Here is a 15305-nt window from a genome sequence, read left to right as displayed (position 1 = left end):
GCTCAAAACCTTGGAAATGGGAGAAAACGCATGCTCATGCTTTCAAGGCGCCCTGGCCGGAGCGGCAAGTTGGCGCTCAAGACCGCGGTCTCAGTATTGGCGCTGGCGGCAATCGCCAATCTCAACGTTGCCAGCGCCGATGGCGACGGCACGAAATCCGTCACCTGGGAGGACATCCTCAACGACGAGAGCACGACGCACGACGTCGTCAGCTGGGGCATGGGCGTGCGCAATCATCGCTACAGCACGCTCGACAAGATCAACATCGAGAACATCGCCCGCATGAAGCCCGCCTGGTCGTTCTCGTTCGGGGACGAGAAGCAGCGGGGGCAGGAGAGCCAGGCGCTCGTACACGACGGCGTGATCTACATCACCGCCTCCTATTCGCGTCTGTTCGCGCTCGATGCCAAGACCGGAAAGAAGCTCTGGGGCTACTCGCACCGCTTGCCCGACGACATCCGTCCTTGCTGCGACGTCGTCAACCGCGGCGCCGCCATCTACGGCGACAAGATCTTCATGGGCACCCTCGATGCCGGCATGGTCGGCCTCGACCGCAAGACCGGCAAGGTGGTGTGGAGCGAGAAGTTCGAGGACCACACGGCCGGCTACACGATGACCGGCGCCCCCTCAATCGTTAAAGACGCCAAGACCGGCAAGGTGCTGCTGATCCATGGCTCCTCCGGCGACGAGTTCGGCGTCGTCGGGCGGCTCTATGCGCGCGATCCCGACACCGGAAAAGAGATCTGGATGCGCCCGCTGGTCGAGGGCCACATGGGCCGCTTGAACGGCAAAGATTCGACGCCGACCGGCGACACGAAAGCCCCCTCGTGGCCGAACAACAAGGACGGCAAGAAGGTCGAGGCCTGGCACCACGGTGGCGGTGCGCCCTGGCAGACGGCAACGTACGATGAGAAGACCAACACCATCGTCGTCGGCACCGGAAACCCCGCGCCGTGGAACACACATTATCGCTCGCCGGGCGACAGCCTCTACACTTCGGGCCAAGCCTACGTCGAACCATCGACCGGCGAGCTGGTGGGCTTCTTCCAGCACACACCCAACGACGCCTGGGACTACTCGGGCAACAACCCGATCACGCTCTTTGAGATGGAGAAGGACGGCAAGATCGTACGTGCCGGCGCGCATGCCGACCGCAACGGCTTCCTGTTCATCACCGACCTCGAGAAGCTCGCCGCGCGTGACGGAAATATCTCCAAGCAGGCTGGCAGTGCATTTGGCATTTACCCCATGGTCCGCGACATCAGCTGGGCGACCGGATGGGACCTCGCGACCGGGCGTCCAAACGAGGTCGCGGGCCAACGTCCGCCGAAGCCGGCCGAGGGCGAGGCGAAGGGCAAGCCGATCAAGGTGACACCGAACTTCCTCGGCGGCACCAACTGGATGCCGATGTCCTACAATCAAGACACCAAGCTCTTCTACATCCCGACCAACGATTGGACCGAGGACTACTGGACCGAGAACCTCACCTATAAGAAGGGCGCTGCCTACCTCGGTCAGGGCTTCCGCATCCATCGCCTGTTCGACACCCACATCGGCGCTCTGCGCGCGATGGACCCGGCGACCGGCAAGATCGTTTGGGAGCATCTGGAGCAGATGCCGCTGTGGGCGGGAACGCTCTCCACCAAGGGCGGCTGGGTTTTGACGGGCACCAGCGACGGCTATGTGAAGGCCTTCGACGCGAAGACCGGAAAGGAGTTGTGGAAGTTCCAGACCGGCTCGGGCGTCGTCTCGCAGCCCGTCACCTGGGAGACGGATGGTCGCCAGTACATCGGCATTGCGTCGGGCTACGGCGGCGCCGTGCCGCTGTGGGGCGGCGACATGGCTGACCAGACCAAGCAGGTCAGCCAGGGCGGTTCGTTCTGGGTGTTCGAGGTTCCGCAGGCGACGGCCACGACGGAATAGCCGCGACAATCGAAGCGCTCCGTCCACCACCTGGGACATTCCTCTCCCACGCGTTTCCTGGACGGCACTTGGCAGCGGGGCACGACCCCGCTGCCCTTTTCGCAATTCAACTGGAAACTGAGCATGGCTGGTCCAACACATCGTGCGCGGTCATCCAAACTGTTGCGCGCTGTCGCGTCCCCACGTGCGCTCCTCGTCGTGCTGATGGCGAGCGCGGCTTCGGCAGCCTGTCTCGCGCAGGACTACCCCGTCATTACCAACGAGGAGGCGCGTCCCGAACCCTGGGTCGTCAATGGCTGCACGATCGCGCCGCGAACGCGTTGCGAGGGCGCCAATCTGCGCCACGCCAACCTCAAGGACGCCAACCTCGAAGGGGCGCAGTTGAAAGGCGCCAATCTCGCACGCGCCGACTTGCGTCATGCGAACCTGCAAGGGGCCGATCTCACCGGTGCCAACCTCGATGGGGCGCGTCTCACCATCGCCTTCATGGCGCGCGCGCAGCTAACGGGCGCTACGCTGCGTGGAGCAGACTTGTCGTTCGTGCGCATGCCAAAGGCGGATTTCTCCGGCGCCGATCTCAGCGCCGCCACGCTAGAGAAGGCGTTCGCCAAAGGCGCCAAGTTCATCGGCGCCAAGTTTATCAATACGGACGTGCAGGAGACGAAATTCTACGAAGCCAATCTCAGCAACGCCGTTTTCGAAGGCGTGAAGCTCCGCTTCGCGATCTTCCAGGACGCGTTCATGGACGGCTGCACAGGCTGTCCCACCGATTGGCAGAAGGGTTCGAAGTCCTGGGAGGAGGACAAGTCGAAGTGGGAGCCGGCGCCAGGGCAATGAGGATCGGCGTCCTGGCAAGTCCGATAGCTGCTCTCGCGCTTTCGATGCCGTTGGGGCTGGATCATCTCGCGCGGGCCGGCGGAGCGGCGGAGAGCATGCGGTCGTGCCTGGCGATGGCCAGCGACAGCGAGCGGCTCCGCTGTTACGACCGCGCCGCCAGGCGACTGACAGAGCCGCGCTTCGCGGGCCGCTTGAGCCTCGTCACCGAGCGCTTCGATATCTCCCAGCCAACCTGGCTCCGCTATCAGAGCGACGGGGCGATCTTCGTTCTCTACCTCAAGACCGCCGATGACGAGGTCGTGCAGAACCTGCACATCGGCGGCGGCGGCGAGGACCGCTACCTCATCGAGAAAGCCGGAACCTATTTCCTGCAAATCAACGGCAGCGAAGCCTGGCGGGTCTGGCTCGAGCCGCTGCAGGCAGCCAACACCAACTGAGCACTTTGGAAGCATCACGATGCAGTCGAAGCACCTGTTTCTCGTCCTTACCGCCGTCATGGCGATGCCGATTATCGTGTGGGCTCACGGCGACGCCGCTCCGCAGCCTGTGGACACGACGGGGCTGAGGCCGCTCGGAACCGAGTGGCTGCTCTCCAATCCTTATCGCGGGGATCCCAAGGCAATCGAGATCGGCAGCAAGGGGTACAATTCCAATTGCGCCCGCTGCCATGGCCTCGACGTGAAGTCCGGTGGCATGGCCCCCGACCTCCGAGCCCTGGAGGTCAATGACCAGATGGATGCCTGGTTTCTGTCGCGCGTCATCAATGGTGCCAAGCGCGATGATCGCGTGAAGATGCCCCCGTTCGAGAACATTCTGAGCCAGGAGGCCATGTGGGCCATTCGCAGCTATATCGATGCGCAGCCCGATGACTGAGTGGGCGGCGCTCCTTGGCGCGGCAATGCTGCTGTCGCTCGCCGGGGCTGCCGGTGCCGAGATCCAAGACTACATGATCCGGCGTCTTGTCACTCTCGAGACCGGATGCGGGATCGAGAGTATTGTGCGTCTTGCAAGCAAGCCCAATGCGCGTCGATTCAAAGCCACCTGCCTCAACGTGAGCAGCTACCCCGACGGTCTCACGATCGCCTGCAGCGACATCGACGACGATCGCTCCTGCGTCGTCGAGACGAAGGAGCAGGAGTTCAAGGCGCTGCGGCTGCTGCAGCCCGACGGGCCGCCATAACGGCGGTGGCCGGCGCCAATGCCTTCGGCCCTGCGGGCGCATTGGTCGTCGCCCCTAAACGGCAACAATCCTGCCAAGACGAGCGCACATTCAGCGGCAACATGATCGCTGCGGGCCGCCAAAACGATTCGATGGGACAGGATTGTGTGCCTTCTGCCTGGTCACGCACAGCGAACCAGCCCGGCTTGGCACCGCGCCCCCAAGTTGTTCGGGCTACTCGTCCTCATGATGTTGCTGCCGGCCTTCTCTGCGCTTGGCCAGGCGCGCACTAGTGCGTGGCGCACGCAAACGATCACGCATGCACCGGCGCCCGCTCCCGTTGTCCAGGGGCCCGCAGCCACTCCGCCACGGCAACTGACCACATTCGAGCGACATGCGGCGGAGACGATCAGGATCACCAACGCGTTTCGCCGCCGGACCGGCCTTCCCGCGTTCGAGGAAGACCCGGTCTGCTCGCAAGCGGCCTTCGATCACGCGCAGGACATGGCACGACGGAGCTATTTCAATCACTTCGGACCTGGCGGCAGCTCGCCCACCAGCCGCTACCAGCGCCGCAACACCACCGGTCAACGTGTAATCAGGGTTACCGAGAACATCGCCAGGGGCAACGGCACCACGCCCGAGAGCGCGCTCCGGATGTGGCTCAACTCCTCGGGTCACCGCAAACATCTGGTCGGAACCGAGATGAACCATATCGGTGTCGGTGTTGCGGGCGGCTCATGCTTCTTGGGCCCCTGCACCTACTTCGTCCAATGCTTCTCGCGCTGGCCGTGACGGCCAGGGGGCGCGCGGCCTACGGGCCACATCTGCCCGGCCGCGGGACAGAGCGATTCGTCCACGCAAGTTGGACCGTGCTGACTGCCGTGCGCTCGCTGGTGCAGATCTGACAAAGCGCAGCTCGGAGGTGTTCGCTCGCGCGCGGCCAAAAGCAGAACTCAACAGATCTCTGCCGTCGCCGACGCCTGCCAGTATGTCCCGCGTGGATTTGGAGGGTTTGCCATTGATTAAGCTTCGAGAGAAGGCGCCCGTTACGAGGCCGCCGAAAAACGGCGACAGGACCGTTGCCCGCAACGGTCGACGACGCCATGACGATAGAATTAGGGAGAAGACGCAATGACCAAGAATTGGGTCGCTTTCGTTTCGGTTCTGCTGCTTTCGGGGACGGCCGCCGTCGCGGGCGAGTGGAGCGACAAGATGAAAATTGTTGACACCGATGGCAGCGGCACGGTCAGCCGCAGTGAATGGAACGAGAACGCTGGAAAGATGAAGCTTGGAACCGCCCAGCCAGAATTCTCGGCCATGGACACCGACCGCAACAACAGCGTCGATGCGGACGAGTGGAATCAAACGGAGAAAACGGCATCGGCCTACTCCAAGTCATGCAAGGCGTCCGAGGGTTCCTGGTGCCCGTGCCAGAATCACCCCGAAAAGCCAGAATGCCAGTGACGGCCCCTGTCGTACGCGTCCTCCACGGAATCCTGGTGTCCGAAGGATTACTGACTCTCGGAACGCTACGACGACACTAAGACCTACCTCGAAACCCGGCGGGCAACTTCCGGGTTTCGGGCGACGCGGCGGCGGCGCTTCTTTGAAGTCGCTATTGTTTAACGCCAAGCGGGTGGCGCAACGAGGTCCGTTATGCGGACTACAGCAAGGATGCGCGCGAGAAATCGGGAATTGCGCCTCCATTCTTCCTGAACCTCGATCCCGTCGTGGTGACCGCGACCAGCGAGATCGTCTGCAGGATCGATCGGGGGCGTTGACCTTTCAGCTCGCTCCGGCCGAGCGTAAAGGTGCGCCTGGCACTCCGATGGCATCTACCAGGCATCACCCATTGGGCCGCAATTGTCCCAGCCGATCCACCAGCTTCGATACATGAGCGAGGTTGGCCGTGCGGGCATCCAGCTCATCGCCTATCTCTTCTGCCAACTGCCAAATAGCCTCCTCGCCGGTGACTGCTTGGGGCGCGCCGTTGATCAGATGGTTCGCCATGGCGTGCAGCCGAACGAGACACGCGCGCAGCCATTTCTGCCGGCCCTCGCTGGCTTCGATCGCCTCGATCGCCGTCAGCAGCTCGGATGTCGCGAAGCTTTGTTGCAGCTCCGCGAGCACGTCGGCATCGATTGCGCCGTGATCCGTGTCGATCACTCTCTTCGCAGGCATGGGTGCGACCGTCACTAGATGTCGTAGTAGAGATGGAACTCATATGGGTGAGGCCGCAAGGCGATGGCGTCGACCTCCTTCTCCCGCTTGTAGCTGAGCCAGGTTTCGATCACGTCCCGGGTGAAGACGTCGCCGCGCAGCAAGAAATCATGGTCGGTTTCGAGTGCGTCGAGCGCCTGCTGCAATGAGCCGGGGGTCGATTTGACCGCCTTGGCCTCAGCGGGCGGCAGATCGTAGAGATTCTTGTCGATGGGCTCGCCGGGATCGATGCGCCCCTCGATGCCGTCGAGACCTGCCATCAGCATCGCCGCGAAGGCTAGGTAGCCGTTGCAGGATGGATCGGGCGTGCGGAACTCGACGCGCTTCGCCTTGGGGCTCGGCGAGTACATCGGGATGCGGCAACAGGCGGAGCGGTTGCGCTGCGAATAGACGAGATTGATCGGTGCCTCGTAGCCCGGCACCAGACGCCGATAAGAGTTGGTCGTCGGCGCGCACAGCGCACACAGCGCCCACGCATGCTTCAATAGGCCGCCGATATAATAGCGTCCGAGGTCGCTCAGGCCCGCGTAGTGCGCATCACTGAAGAACAGATTGGTGCCGCCCTTCCACAAGCTCTGATGCACGTGCATGCCCGAGGCGTTGTCCTCGAACAGCGGCTTGGGCATGAAGGTCGCCGTCTTGTCGTGCCGGCGGGCGACGTTCTTGACCACGTACTTATAGAGCATCAGGTTGTCGGCCATGCGCGTGAGCGTGGTGAAGCGCATGTCGATCTCGCCCTGGCCGGCGGTCGCCACCTCATGATGGTGCGCCTCCACCTTGATCCCCAGCTCCTCCATGGTCAGCACCATCTCGGTGCGCAGATCCTGCAGGCTGTCGACGGGCGGGACGGGGAAGTAGCCCTCCTTCTGGCGCGGTTTGTGGGCGAGGTTCGGGTTCTCCTCGGCCCCGGTGTTCCACGTCCCCTCCTTCGAGCCGATCTCGTGGAAGGCATAGTTGATGTCCTGCCCGTAGCGCACGTCGTCGAAGACAAAGAACTCCGCCTCGGGGCCGAAATAGGCGGCATCTGCAATGCCGGTTGAGGTCAGGTGCGTCTCCGCCTTCTGCGCGATGTGGCGGGCATCGCGGCTGTAGCTCTGCCCCGTCACCGGGTCCCTGATGTTGCAGATAAGGGCGAGCGTTGTCGCTTCGGCGAACGGATCGAGGAGCGCCGTCGACGGGTCGGGAACGACCAGCATGTCGCTTTCCTGGATTTCCTGGAAGCCGCGGATCGACGACCCATCGAAGCCGATGCCGTCCCTCAGCGCATCGGCATCGAGCGCGCCCGGCGGGACGGAGAAATGCTGCCAGGTGCCGGGCAAATCGGTGAAGCGCAGATCGATCATGCGCACGTCCTTGTCCTTGATGGACTTGAGGACGTCGTCGGCGGTGCCGCAATTCAAGAACATGGCTTCGCTCCCATCTGGCCGAACGTGCAGGATGGGCTCGAGCAATTAGGCAGCAGATCTATTCAATAAATCGCCCGAGTCGGATCTCCCTTGCGGGACGTTCGGACTTCGCTGCTCAACAGCCCACCAGCATAGCCCAACTCGCTTTGCCGTCACAGCAGGGCAGCGCACCTGAGGTCGTCCGCGTCAGGCCAGTGTGGGTTAATGGCAGCACGCATGAACTTATCCGGACCGCTCACCAGCGGCCTCGACCAGCAACCTTGCCTCACCCGGCAATAGCGCCCGGCTAAAACGCAGGCCCGAAGCTGTTCGAGCGCGGAAAGCCCTTGGGCACGACGCGCCCGGCTTGCGCGCGCACGCCAACCCAGTCGCGCAGTTCGCTCCAGGAGAGCGTGAAGGTGCGCCCGGCGCTGTCGCTCCACGACAGCCCGTCCGCCTTCTTGAACACGCGCGCGTCTGCCAGCTGGCCATCCTTGAAGCGCTGCAGGATGACGCCCTTGCCGCGCGTCATCTCGTTCACCTCGTCGAGCTTGAAGATCAAAAGCTTGCGGTTCTCGCCCACGGTCGCCACGTGGTCGGCGCCCTCCGGCACCGGCACAATGAGCCGCGCCTCCTCGGGCTCCGTCACGTTCAGCACCTGCTTGCCCTTGCGCGTTGCGGCGACGACCTCGTCCTCCGGCACGATGAAGCCGTACCCCGCCGTCGAGGCGATCAAGAGCTTGCGCCCCGGCTGGTAGGGGAAGGCGTCGGCGATGTCGTGATTCTCTTCCAGGTCGATCATCAGGCGCACCGGTTCGCCGTGCCCGCGCCCGCCCGGCAGCAGCGAGGCTTCCAGCGTGAAGATCTTGCCGTTGGTGGCCAGCAGCAGCAGCTTATCCGTCGTCGAGGCCTTGATGGCGCGCTTTAATTTGTCGCCCTGCTTGAAGTCGAGCTTCGAGAGGTCGTCGATGTGGCCCTTCAAGGCCCGCACCCAGCCCTTGTCGGAGAGCACGATGGTGATCGGCTCCTTCTCGATCAGCGCGGCGTCGAGGTCGACGTCGATCGTCGGCGCGTCGGCGAAGGAGGTGCGGCGGCGCCCGAGCGGGGTCGACTTGGCATAGCGCTCGCGCACCTCCTTGACTTCCGCCGCGATGCGCTCCCACTGCAATTCGTCCGACTTCAAGAGCTGCTTTAGCTCGCGCCGCTCCTTCGACAGCTTGTCGTGCTCGGCGCGGATCTCCATCTCCTCCAGCTTCGACAGCGACTTTAGGCGCAGGTTGAGGATGGCGTCGGCCTGCACCTCGGTGAGCTTGAAGCGGGCGATCAGCTTGGCCTTCGGGTCGTCCTCGAAGCGGACGATTTTGATCACCTCGTCGAGGTTGAGATAGGCGACGAGGTAGCCGTCCAGCACCTCGAGGCGGTGCTCGATCTTCTGCAGGCGATACTGCGAGCGCTTGACGAGCACGTCGACGCGGTGCTCGAGCCACTGGCGCAGCACGTCGCGCAGCGAGAGCACGCCCGGGATCTGACCGGCCGACAGCACGTTCATGTTGAGGCCGAAGCGCACCTCTAGCTCGGTGAGGCGGAAGAGGCTCTCCATCAAGAGCACCGGATCGACCGTGCGGCTCTTCGGCTCCAGAATGAGGCGGATCTCCTCGGCGCTCTCGTCGCGCACGTCGCCCAGCAGCGGCAGCTTCTTCTCGGTCAGGAGCTCGGCGATGCGCTCCACGAGCTTTGCCTTCTGCACCTGGTAGGGGATCTCGGTGACGACGATCTGGTAGGTGCCGCGCCCGCCCTCCTCCCTGTCCCACTTGGCGCGCAGGCGGAAGCCGCCGCGCCCCGTCTTGTACGCTTCCAGAATTGAATCGCGCGGCTCGACCAGCACGCCGCCGGTGGGGAAGTCCGGCCCCGGGATCATCTCCACCAGCTTGTCGATGGTGGCGTTGGGGTGCTTGATCAGATGCAGGAGCCCCGCGCACAGCTCATCGACGTTGTGCGGCGGGATGTTGGTCGCCATGCCCACGGCGATGCCGGACGCACCGTTGGCCAAGAGGTTGGGGAACGCCGCGGGGAGCACCACCGGCTCCTGCTTGCGCCCGTCGTAGTTGGCGCGGAAGTCGACCGTCTCCTCCTCGAGGCCCTCGAGGAGGTCGGCGGCGACGGCGGTGATGCGCGCCTCCGTGTAGCGCTCGGCGGCCGGGTTGTCGCCGTCGATGTTGCCGAAGTTGCCCTGCCCGTCGATGAGCGGGTAGCGCACGGCGAAATCCTGCGCGAGGCGGGCGAGGGCGTCGTAGATCGCCTGGTTGCCATGCGGGTGATAGTCGCCCATGGCGTCGCCGACGATCTTGGCGCACTTCAAAAAGCCGCCGTCCGGCGTCAGCCGCAGCTGGTGCATGGCGTAGAGGATGCGCCGGTGCACGGGCTTCAAGCCATCGCGCACGTCGGGCAGCGCCCGGTGCATGATGGTCGACAGCGCGTAGGCGAGGTAGCGCTCTTCCAGCGCGTCCTTGAGGTTTATGGGCTCGATGCCGTCGGGGCCGGGCAGAATCGGTTTTTCGGTCATGGGGATGGGCTACTGCCCCTTGGGGCTCCCCGCAAGCCCCAGGTTGTGGATGCAGCTTTCGAAAGAAGGGAACTGCGCTCCCTCCACTAGGCCTGGCTCTCGTCGATGAGCGGGCTGGGGTCGGCATAGCGCGCCAAGGCGCCGGGGTCCTCGATCCAGATCGTCCGCCCCTCCACCCGCACCCCGTAGGCGCGCAGGTGCGCAAACCCGCGCGCCAGGTTCTCCGGCGTCATGCCGAGGCGCAGCGCCAGCGTCTTCTTGTCCATCGGCAGGTCGAGGCGCCGGCGCTTGGGCGTCTTGCGGTGCATCTCGTGGATCCAGTTGGCCAGCCGCTCGGCGCTCGAGCGCAGCTTCAGGTTCTTGATCTCGCGCGTCTTGTCGCGGCTCGTACGCGCCATGGCGTTGAGCACCGCGAGGCAGAAGGCGTTGTCGGCGGATAGAAGCGCGCGCACCCCTTCCGCCGGCAGCATGAGGATGCGGCACGGCCCCTGGGTGACGATGGTCGACAGCGGCACCTCGTTGCGCACGATCGACGACAGCGGGAAGGCGGCGCCGGGCTTCAGCAGAAACAGCGTCGTTGCGCGCCCGCGATGCACGCTGGTCGACGTCGCCGTGCCTTCGAACAGCATGTAGAGCAGGTCGCAGCGCTGCCCTTCCGTGACCAGCGTCGAGTGACGCGGAAACAGCGACATCACCGCATTGCTCAAGACCCGCTGCAGGCTCTGATCGCCCAGATCCTTGAACAAGGCGTGGGCGCGGATCTCGGCGAGCTCGTACTCCATTGCGGCCTCCAGCGGTTGCAGAAGCCGTCCACGGCGCAAGTGTAGTCGACAATACAAATATCGCACGCGCCGCCGCCGAACATGACTAAGCGCGCGACATGCGCAAGACGATGGGGCGACATTCATCAAGGCATGAGGAGAAAATGATCAATCGGCTGGCCTTCATTATTCAGTCCTTCTTGCTTCATCTTTAAATTTAGAGGTGTCTTCGCCACCGTTGTTGCTCCGATACCACCAATTCCGCCCGCGCTTCTCACTACGCTTCTCGCAAGCCGGCCGGCCCGAGCACGCCCGGGGCCGGCCGGCGCCAGCAAGTGGAGGGTTTGGGCAAGGGGGTCGCGGGGGCAATCGCTAAGTGCCGCGATCGCGCGTCAAGTAACGGGAGTAGCGTCATGCGTAAGTTCAGCGTGTTCTCGGCAGCGGCGGTGTCGCTGGCGACCGTCGTGGGGCTCGGCGCGGCCGCCTCGGCCGACGGTTACGACAGGGGGAGCAAGGGCTCTTCGTGGCCCCGCCCGCCTACAGCTGGTCCGGCGTCTACATGGGCGTCCACGGCGGTTACGGCTGGGGCGACTCCGACATCACCGAGGAGCCGCTGCAGATCTTCGGCTTCATCCCGCCGAGTTTGAGCAGCAGCAGCGATGTCGATGGCGGCCTCGGCGGCGTGCAGCTGGGCATGAACAAACAGTTCGGCAACTGGGTCGTCGGCGGCGAGTTCCGCTTGAGCGGCGCCGACATCAGCGGCTCGACGAACGACTGCCTCGGGCTAAGCGGCCTAGGTATCCCACCGGGCGTGTTCAACTGCGACACCAACGTCAACTGGGTCGCCGCGGCGCTGGCCAAACTCGGCTACGCGCAGAACCGCTGGCTTATCTACGGCACCGCCGGCTGGGCCGTGGCCGGTGTCGACTATGGTTCCTCGATCGTCATCGTTCCAGGTTTTCCGGTGATCACGCTGCCCTCGGGCGAGAACGACACCGCGGACGGCTTCGCCTTCGGCGGCGGCGTCGAGTACGCGTTCACCGAGTCGGTCAGCTTCGGCGTCGAGTACACGCGCATGGAGCTGGAATCGGAAGGCTCCGGCCTGTTCCTCGGCGGCATCCTGTCGTCGGGCGACCGCGAGATCGAGCTCAACACCGTGACCGCACGGCTCAACGTCAAGTGGGGCGGGCTCTAGACCCACGACGCACACACCGGGCTCACCCCAACCGGCCGGGCGCCCACGCGCCCGGCCTTTTTCGTGCGCTGTTCCGCGCGGAGCGGCGCCAACCCTTGTTTTGCGCTTCCCTGGCGCCCACGTTGCCCGCATGGGCACGGCCGAGCAGAGCGCATGAGCCATATCTTCCCCAGCTATTCGAGGTCCGAGCTGATCGCCGACGGCGCCGTGCACGTCCTCGGCGTCACGCTGGGGCTGATCGGCGCCAGCGTCCTCATCGCCCTCGCCGCCACGCAGCTCGACCCCGCCGCGGCCATCGCCGTCCTCGTCTACGGCGCCGGCATGCTGGCCGTGTTCTGCTTCTCCGCCGCCTACAATCTCAACCGCGGGCCGCGCCGCTGGCTCCTGCGCCGCCTCGACCACGCCGCCATCTACGTCAAGATCGCCGCCACCTATACCCCGTTCGCGGCCATCAAGATGGGCGGCGGCGCCGGCTTGCTCCTGCTCGCCATCGTGTGGGGCATCGCGGTGTTCGGAGTGGCGGCGAAGCTGATCGCGCCGGCGCAGCTGGTGCGCACCAGCTACGTCTTGTACCTGGCGCAGGGATGGGCGGGGGTGCTGGCGTTCGGCCCGATGCTCGAAGCCTTATCGGGGACGGCGCTGACGCTGCTGCTCGCCGGCGGCGTGCTCTACACGGTGGGCGTCGTCTTCCACCTGTGGGAGAAGCTGCCCTACAACAACGCCATCTGGCACGGCTGCGTACTCACGGCGTCCGGCTGCCACTTCGCCGCCGTGCTCGACGCCGTGGTGTTGGGTTAGTGCCCCCGGACATTCACGCCGCTTCCCTCGTGCTAAGCGCCGGCCAAAAAGCCGGGCTCATGTACAATACAACCCCGTCTCCGGCTGCTTCGAATTTAGACTTCAGAATCTTCATGTTGTATGAAACGTCGTAAATAACTTCCGGATCCCCATCCACGACAATTCCAAAAAACCCGTAATAAAGCAAATAGTCAATTATCTGATCCCACTTTGTCGTCGGGACCGCGTGCTTCTCTAGAATCTCCCACACCTCAATGAGCGACAACCTCGGCGGTAAACCGATAAACCTATACATTAAGTTCTCAGCTTTTGGGTCAATATCCGCCAACTCTTGATCCGCTTCAATCAGAACGTCGTTCGAGTAGAGAAGCAGGCCCTTCCCCACATCATCTGCGCCAATCTTCTTATGACCCAGATTAACCGCGACACCTTTGCAGTGCATAACCAGTTTAAGGATGTTTCTTGGACGCATTAGGCACCGGTCAATCAAATAAAAGAATGAATCCTCCCCTTTGACATGGGAAACACACATCTGAGCCCATAACGCCTCAAACTCGACCCCCTCCTTAAGACGCTCAGAAGCCACAATTCTCCTTTTCACCATCTCCCGCAACATCTCCGCATCGGACCAATCCAATGACACCCTCATCTCCTTGCCGAAATCAGCGGAGTTTTGCATCAACAACTCATAAACGTCATTCCTAACAAATACTACAGAAACGAAATCAATCTCCTGCCGCGTCATCTCGCGCTGTATCTTTCTGCTAGCGTCAATAAGACACCGCAAGATGATACCGTCAATAGTCTGAAGTCCATGCGCCGGCCAGCCTTTATCAAGATTGTCAAACAAAACCCATGTCGTCTTCTTATTTACGAGGTAATTGGAAATTAAATCCCGCAGCGCCCGAATATCGTGGGCATACACAAGATTTGAAACCTCGCCCGACGAAAGGCGCACCTCCGCGCCCTCCTTGTCACTTCCTGCACGCTGCCTGAAATTCTGTATAACCCGCTCGGAGAGCTTCAAAAGTCGCTCAGAGAAATCCCCCTCAAGCAGGTCGTCATTGCTTGCATAAGCTACGCTAAGCCTTTGGTACACATCCCGAATCGTGTGATCAAAGCGTTGCCTATCCTTATCCTTCTCGAGAAGCTTATAGCAGATCTCAAGGTAAAGGACGTACTCCCAGAATATTGTAATCAAATGCTCCTGGGCTCCCCGTGTAATGAACGATAGAAGCTCCTCTTTTAGTCGGACAAGCTGGTACCCCTCTGGTTTCAAATCCACAACTACGTTTGCTTTGTCCGCGCGCTTCGCATTGCGAAGTTGCGAAAACAAGGCTGTTTTTCCGGTGCCCTTTCGGCCTACCACCAAGTTCACCTCCCCTCTCAAAGCTCGCAGATAGGCGTCGCCCTGAACGTAATATAGCCCAAGAGTCTCAAATTCACTTTCGGCAACCGGGTCACCGAGTCTTAGCCTTGACAGAAGATCCGGCTTCACCAAATTGAGGCTCTGCTGACCCTGCATCGCCTCAACCACGTCGAGCGAAAAGTCATTAATGAAGCGCTCAATGTCTGCCGGCGATCGATAGATGGATATCAAATCGCGGGCGTCCATAGGGAATGGACCAGCCAAGTCCTGAAGGATAAGTGCGGGCTTTCCAAAACCTACAGCCAATCCAAATATGAAAGCCGCCCGGATATTGTGTGATTCCGCATCCGGCATATTGTCAGGGGCGAGTGGAACTATAACGCCGTACGAGCTGGCAACATGAGCAATTGCGTCATTAGCGGAGAGGCGCACATGTTCCTTGAGATTGAAGCTTCGGTATTTGAGGCGAGTTTTTTTCGTTCTTGCCACAATGTGGGTCATCGCCTCGCTCTGTCGAGGCATTTCGATCATGTAAATGGGCGCCCGCCGGTTTGGTTCATAGTCTGTTTTAAGCGGGCGCGAATGGATGACGTTGACGAGTCCAGCGGCTAGTTCGTCGGAGTTCTGGTAGGATTCATATCCGATCGTATCAAATATTCCAATTCGATTGAGCGCAGGACGATCGAAGACAATACCCTCATTCACAAACAGAAGAAGCGGCTTTGATTTAGCAATGGCATACGCAATCTCGAATGTAACATTGAAGTTAGCCTTCGTGATGTCGGCAAACATAGCCGAACTTTCTTCGATGGCCTTAAAGATTGGGTCTGTCAGTACGACACCACAGATATCGTTGTGTTCCCAGGGGTGGAACGTGACATTGCGGGTGGCTAACTTTGGCACTGCGGCGCAGATACAGTCGCCGATCACAGTTGGGGCGCTCGGATAGGCGGCGAAGATGCTGTTGGTCATCTGATTGCTGATCCTGAATCGAATGCAGAAGGTAACCGTTCCGCACGCGCCTAGGTAGTATCGGTCTGTGCTTTACCCGCAGCTTTCCGTTCTTCTTATCCCCGCCCCTCTCCCCTTCCC

Annotated in this window: 14 protein-coding genes; 9 read left to right on the top strand and 5 right to left on the bottom strand. The window is 62.2% G+C overall.

Annotated features, from left to right (window positions below):
• Positions 1 to 36: 36 nt before the first annotated feature.
• From F9K20_RS07735 to F9K20_RS07705, 7 genes are all read left to right on the top strand, one after another.
• Positions 37 to 1923 carry a methanol/ethanol family PQQ-dependent dehydrogenase gene (locus F9K20_RS07735; protein ID WP_290999895.1) on the top strand — a complete coding sequence of 629 codons (1887 nt, stop codon included), beginning with the start codon at positions 37 to 39 and terminating at the stop codon, positions 1921 to 1923.
• A gap of 123 nt (positions 1924 to 2046) precedes the next feature.
• On the top strand, positions 2047 to 2760 hold the full coding sequence (locus tag F9K20_RS07730; RefSeq protein ID WP_290999531.1) for a pentapeptide repeat-containing protein: 714 nt from the start codon (positions 2047 to 2049) through the stop codon (positions 2758 to 2760).
• Positions 2757 to 3197: a hypothetical protein gene (locus F9K20_RS07725; protein WP_290999527.1), complete on the top strand. Its 441-nt coding sequence runs from the start codon at positions 2757 to 2759 to the stop codon at positions 3195 to 3197. The genes F9K20_RS07730 and F9K20_RS07725 overlap by 4 nt, the downstream gene beginning before the upstream one ends.
• A 19-nt stretch (positions 3198 to 3216) precedes the next feature.
• On the top strand, positions 3217 to 3633 hold the full coding sequence (gene pedF, locus F9K20_RS07720) for a cytochrome c-550 PedF (RefSeq protein WP_290999524.1): 417 nt from the start codon (positions 3217 to 3219) through the stop codon (positions 3631 to 3633).
• The gene (locus tag F9K20_RS07715) at positions 3626 to 3940 is read left to right on the top strand and encodes a hypothetical protein (RefSeq protein ID WP_290999522.1); all 315 of its coding nucleotides are present in this window, start codon (positions 3626 to 3628) and stop codon (positions 3938 to 3940) included. The genes pedF and F9K20_RS07715 overlap by 8 nt, the downstream gene beginning before the upstream one ends.
• A gap of 225 nt (positions 3941 to 4165) precedes the next feature.
• Positions 4166 to 4714, top strand: a complete 549-nt coding sequence (locus tag F9K20_RS07710) for a CAP domain-containing protein (protein ID WP_290999519.1) — start codon at positions 4166 to 4168, stop codon at positions 4712 to 4714.
• Between the two features lie 339 nt (positions 4715 to 5053).
• Positions 5054 to 5386: a hypothetical protein gene (locus F9K20_RS07705; RefSeq protein WP_290999516.1), complete on the top strand. Its 333-nt coding sequence runs from the start codon at positions 5054 to 5056 to the stop codon at positions 5384 to 5386.
• A 381-nt stretch (positions 5387 to 5767) separates the two neighbouring features.
• On the opposite strand, the gene F9K20_RS07700 is transcribed toward F9K20_RS07705, so the two are convergent.
• The 4 genes from F9K20_RS07700 to F9K20_RS07685 form a co-directional block, all read right to left on the bottom strand.
• A complete protein-coding gene (locus tag F9K20_RS07700) occupies positions 5768 to 6088 on the bottom strand; it encodes a hypothetical protein (RefSeq protein ID WP_290999513.1) in 321 nt (106 codons plus the stop codon).
• Between the two features lie 29 nt (positions 6089 to 6117).
• Positions 6118 to 7548 carry a type I glutamate--ammonia ligase gene (gene glnA / locus F9K20_RS07695; RefSeq protein ID WP_290999510.1) on the bottom strand — a complete coding sequence of 477 codons (1431 nt, stop codon included), beginning with the start codon at positions 7546 to 7548 and terminating at the stop codon, positions 6118 to 6120.
• Positions 7549 to 7834: 286 nt separating this feature from the next.
• On the bottom strand, positions 7835 to 10090 hold the full coding sequence (gene parC / locus F9K20_RS07690) for a DNA topoisomerase IV subunit A (RefSeq protein ID WP_290999509.1): 2256 nt from the start codon (positions 10088 to 10090) through the stop codon (positions 7835 to 7837).
• Positions 10091 to 10176: 86 nt separating this feature from the next.
• Complete coding sequence (locus F9K20_RS07685) at positions 10177 to 10872, bottom strand: helix-turn-helix domain-containing protein (protein WP_290999506.1); 696 nt, start codon at positions 10870 to 10872, stop codon at positions 10177 to 10179.
• A gap of 502 nt (positions 10873 to 11374) precedes the next feature.
• On the opposite strand from F9K20_RS07685, the gene F9K20_RS07680 reads away from it, so the two are divergent.
• Together F9K20_RS07680 and F9K20_RS07675 are read left to right on the top strand one after the other, a co-directional pair.
• A complete protein-coding gene (locus F9K20_RS07680) occupies positions 11375 to 12046 on the top strand; it encodes an outer membrane beta-barrel protein (RefSeq protein WP_290999503.1) in 672 nt (223 codons plus the stop codon).
• A gap of 153 nt (positions 12047 to 12199) precedes the next feature.
• The gene (locus tag F9K20_RS07675; RefSeq protein ID WP_290999500.1) at positions 12200 to 12844 is read left to right on the top strand and encodes a hemolysin III family protein; all 645 of its coding nucleotides are present in this window, start codon (positions 12200 to 12202) and stop codon (positions 12842 to 12844) included.
• A gap of 13 nt (positions 12845 to 12857) precedes the next feature.
• On the opposite strand, the gene F9K20_RS07670 is transcribed toward F9K20_RS07675, so the two are convergent.
• Positions 12858 to 15185 (bottom strand): hypothetical protein, encoded by a 2328-nt coding sequence (locus F9K20_RS07670; protein WP_290999498.1) that lies wholly within the window; start codon positions 15183 to 15185, stop codon positions 12858 to 12860.
• Positions 15186 to 15305 lie beyond the last annotated feature (120 nt).

This window comes from Hyphomicrobium sp. (genome assembly GCF_009026145.1).
Lineage (GTDB): Bacteria > Pseudomonadota > Alphaproteobacteria > Rhizobiales > Hyphomicrobiaceae > Hyphomicrobium_A.
This window is presented reverse-complemented; position numbering and strand designations above follow the sequence as displayed.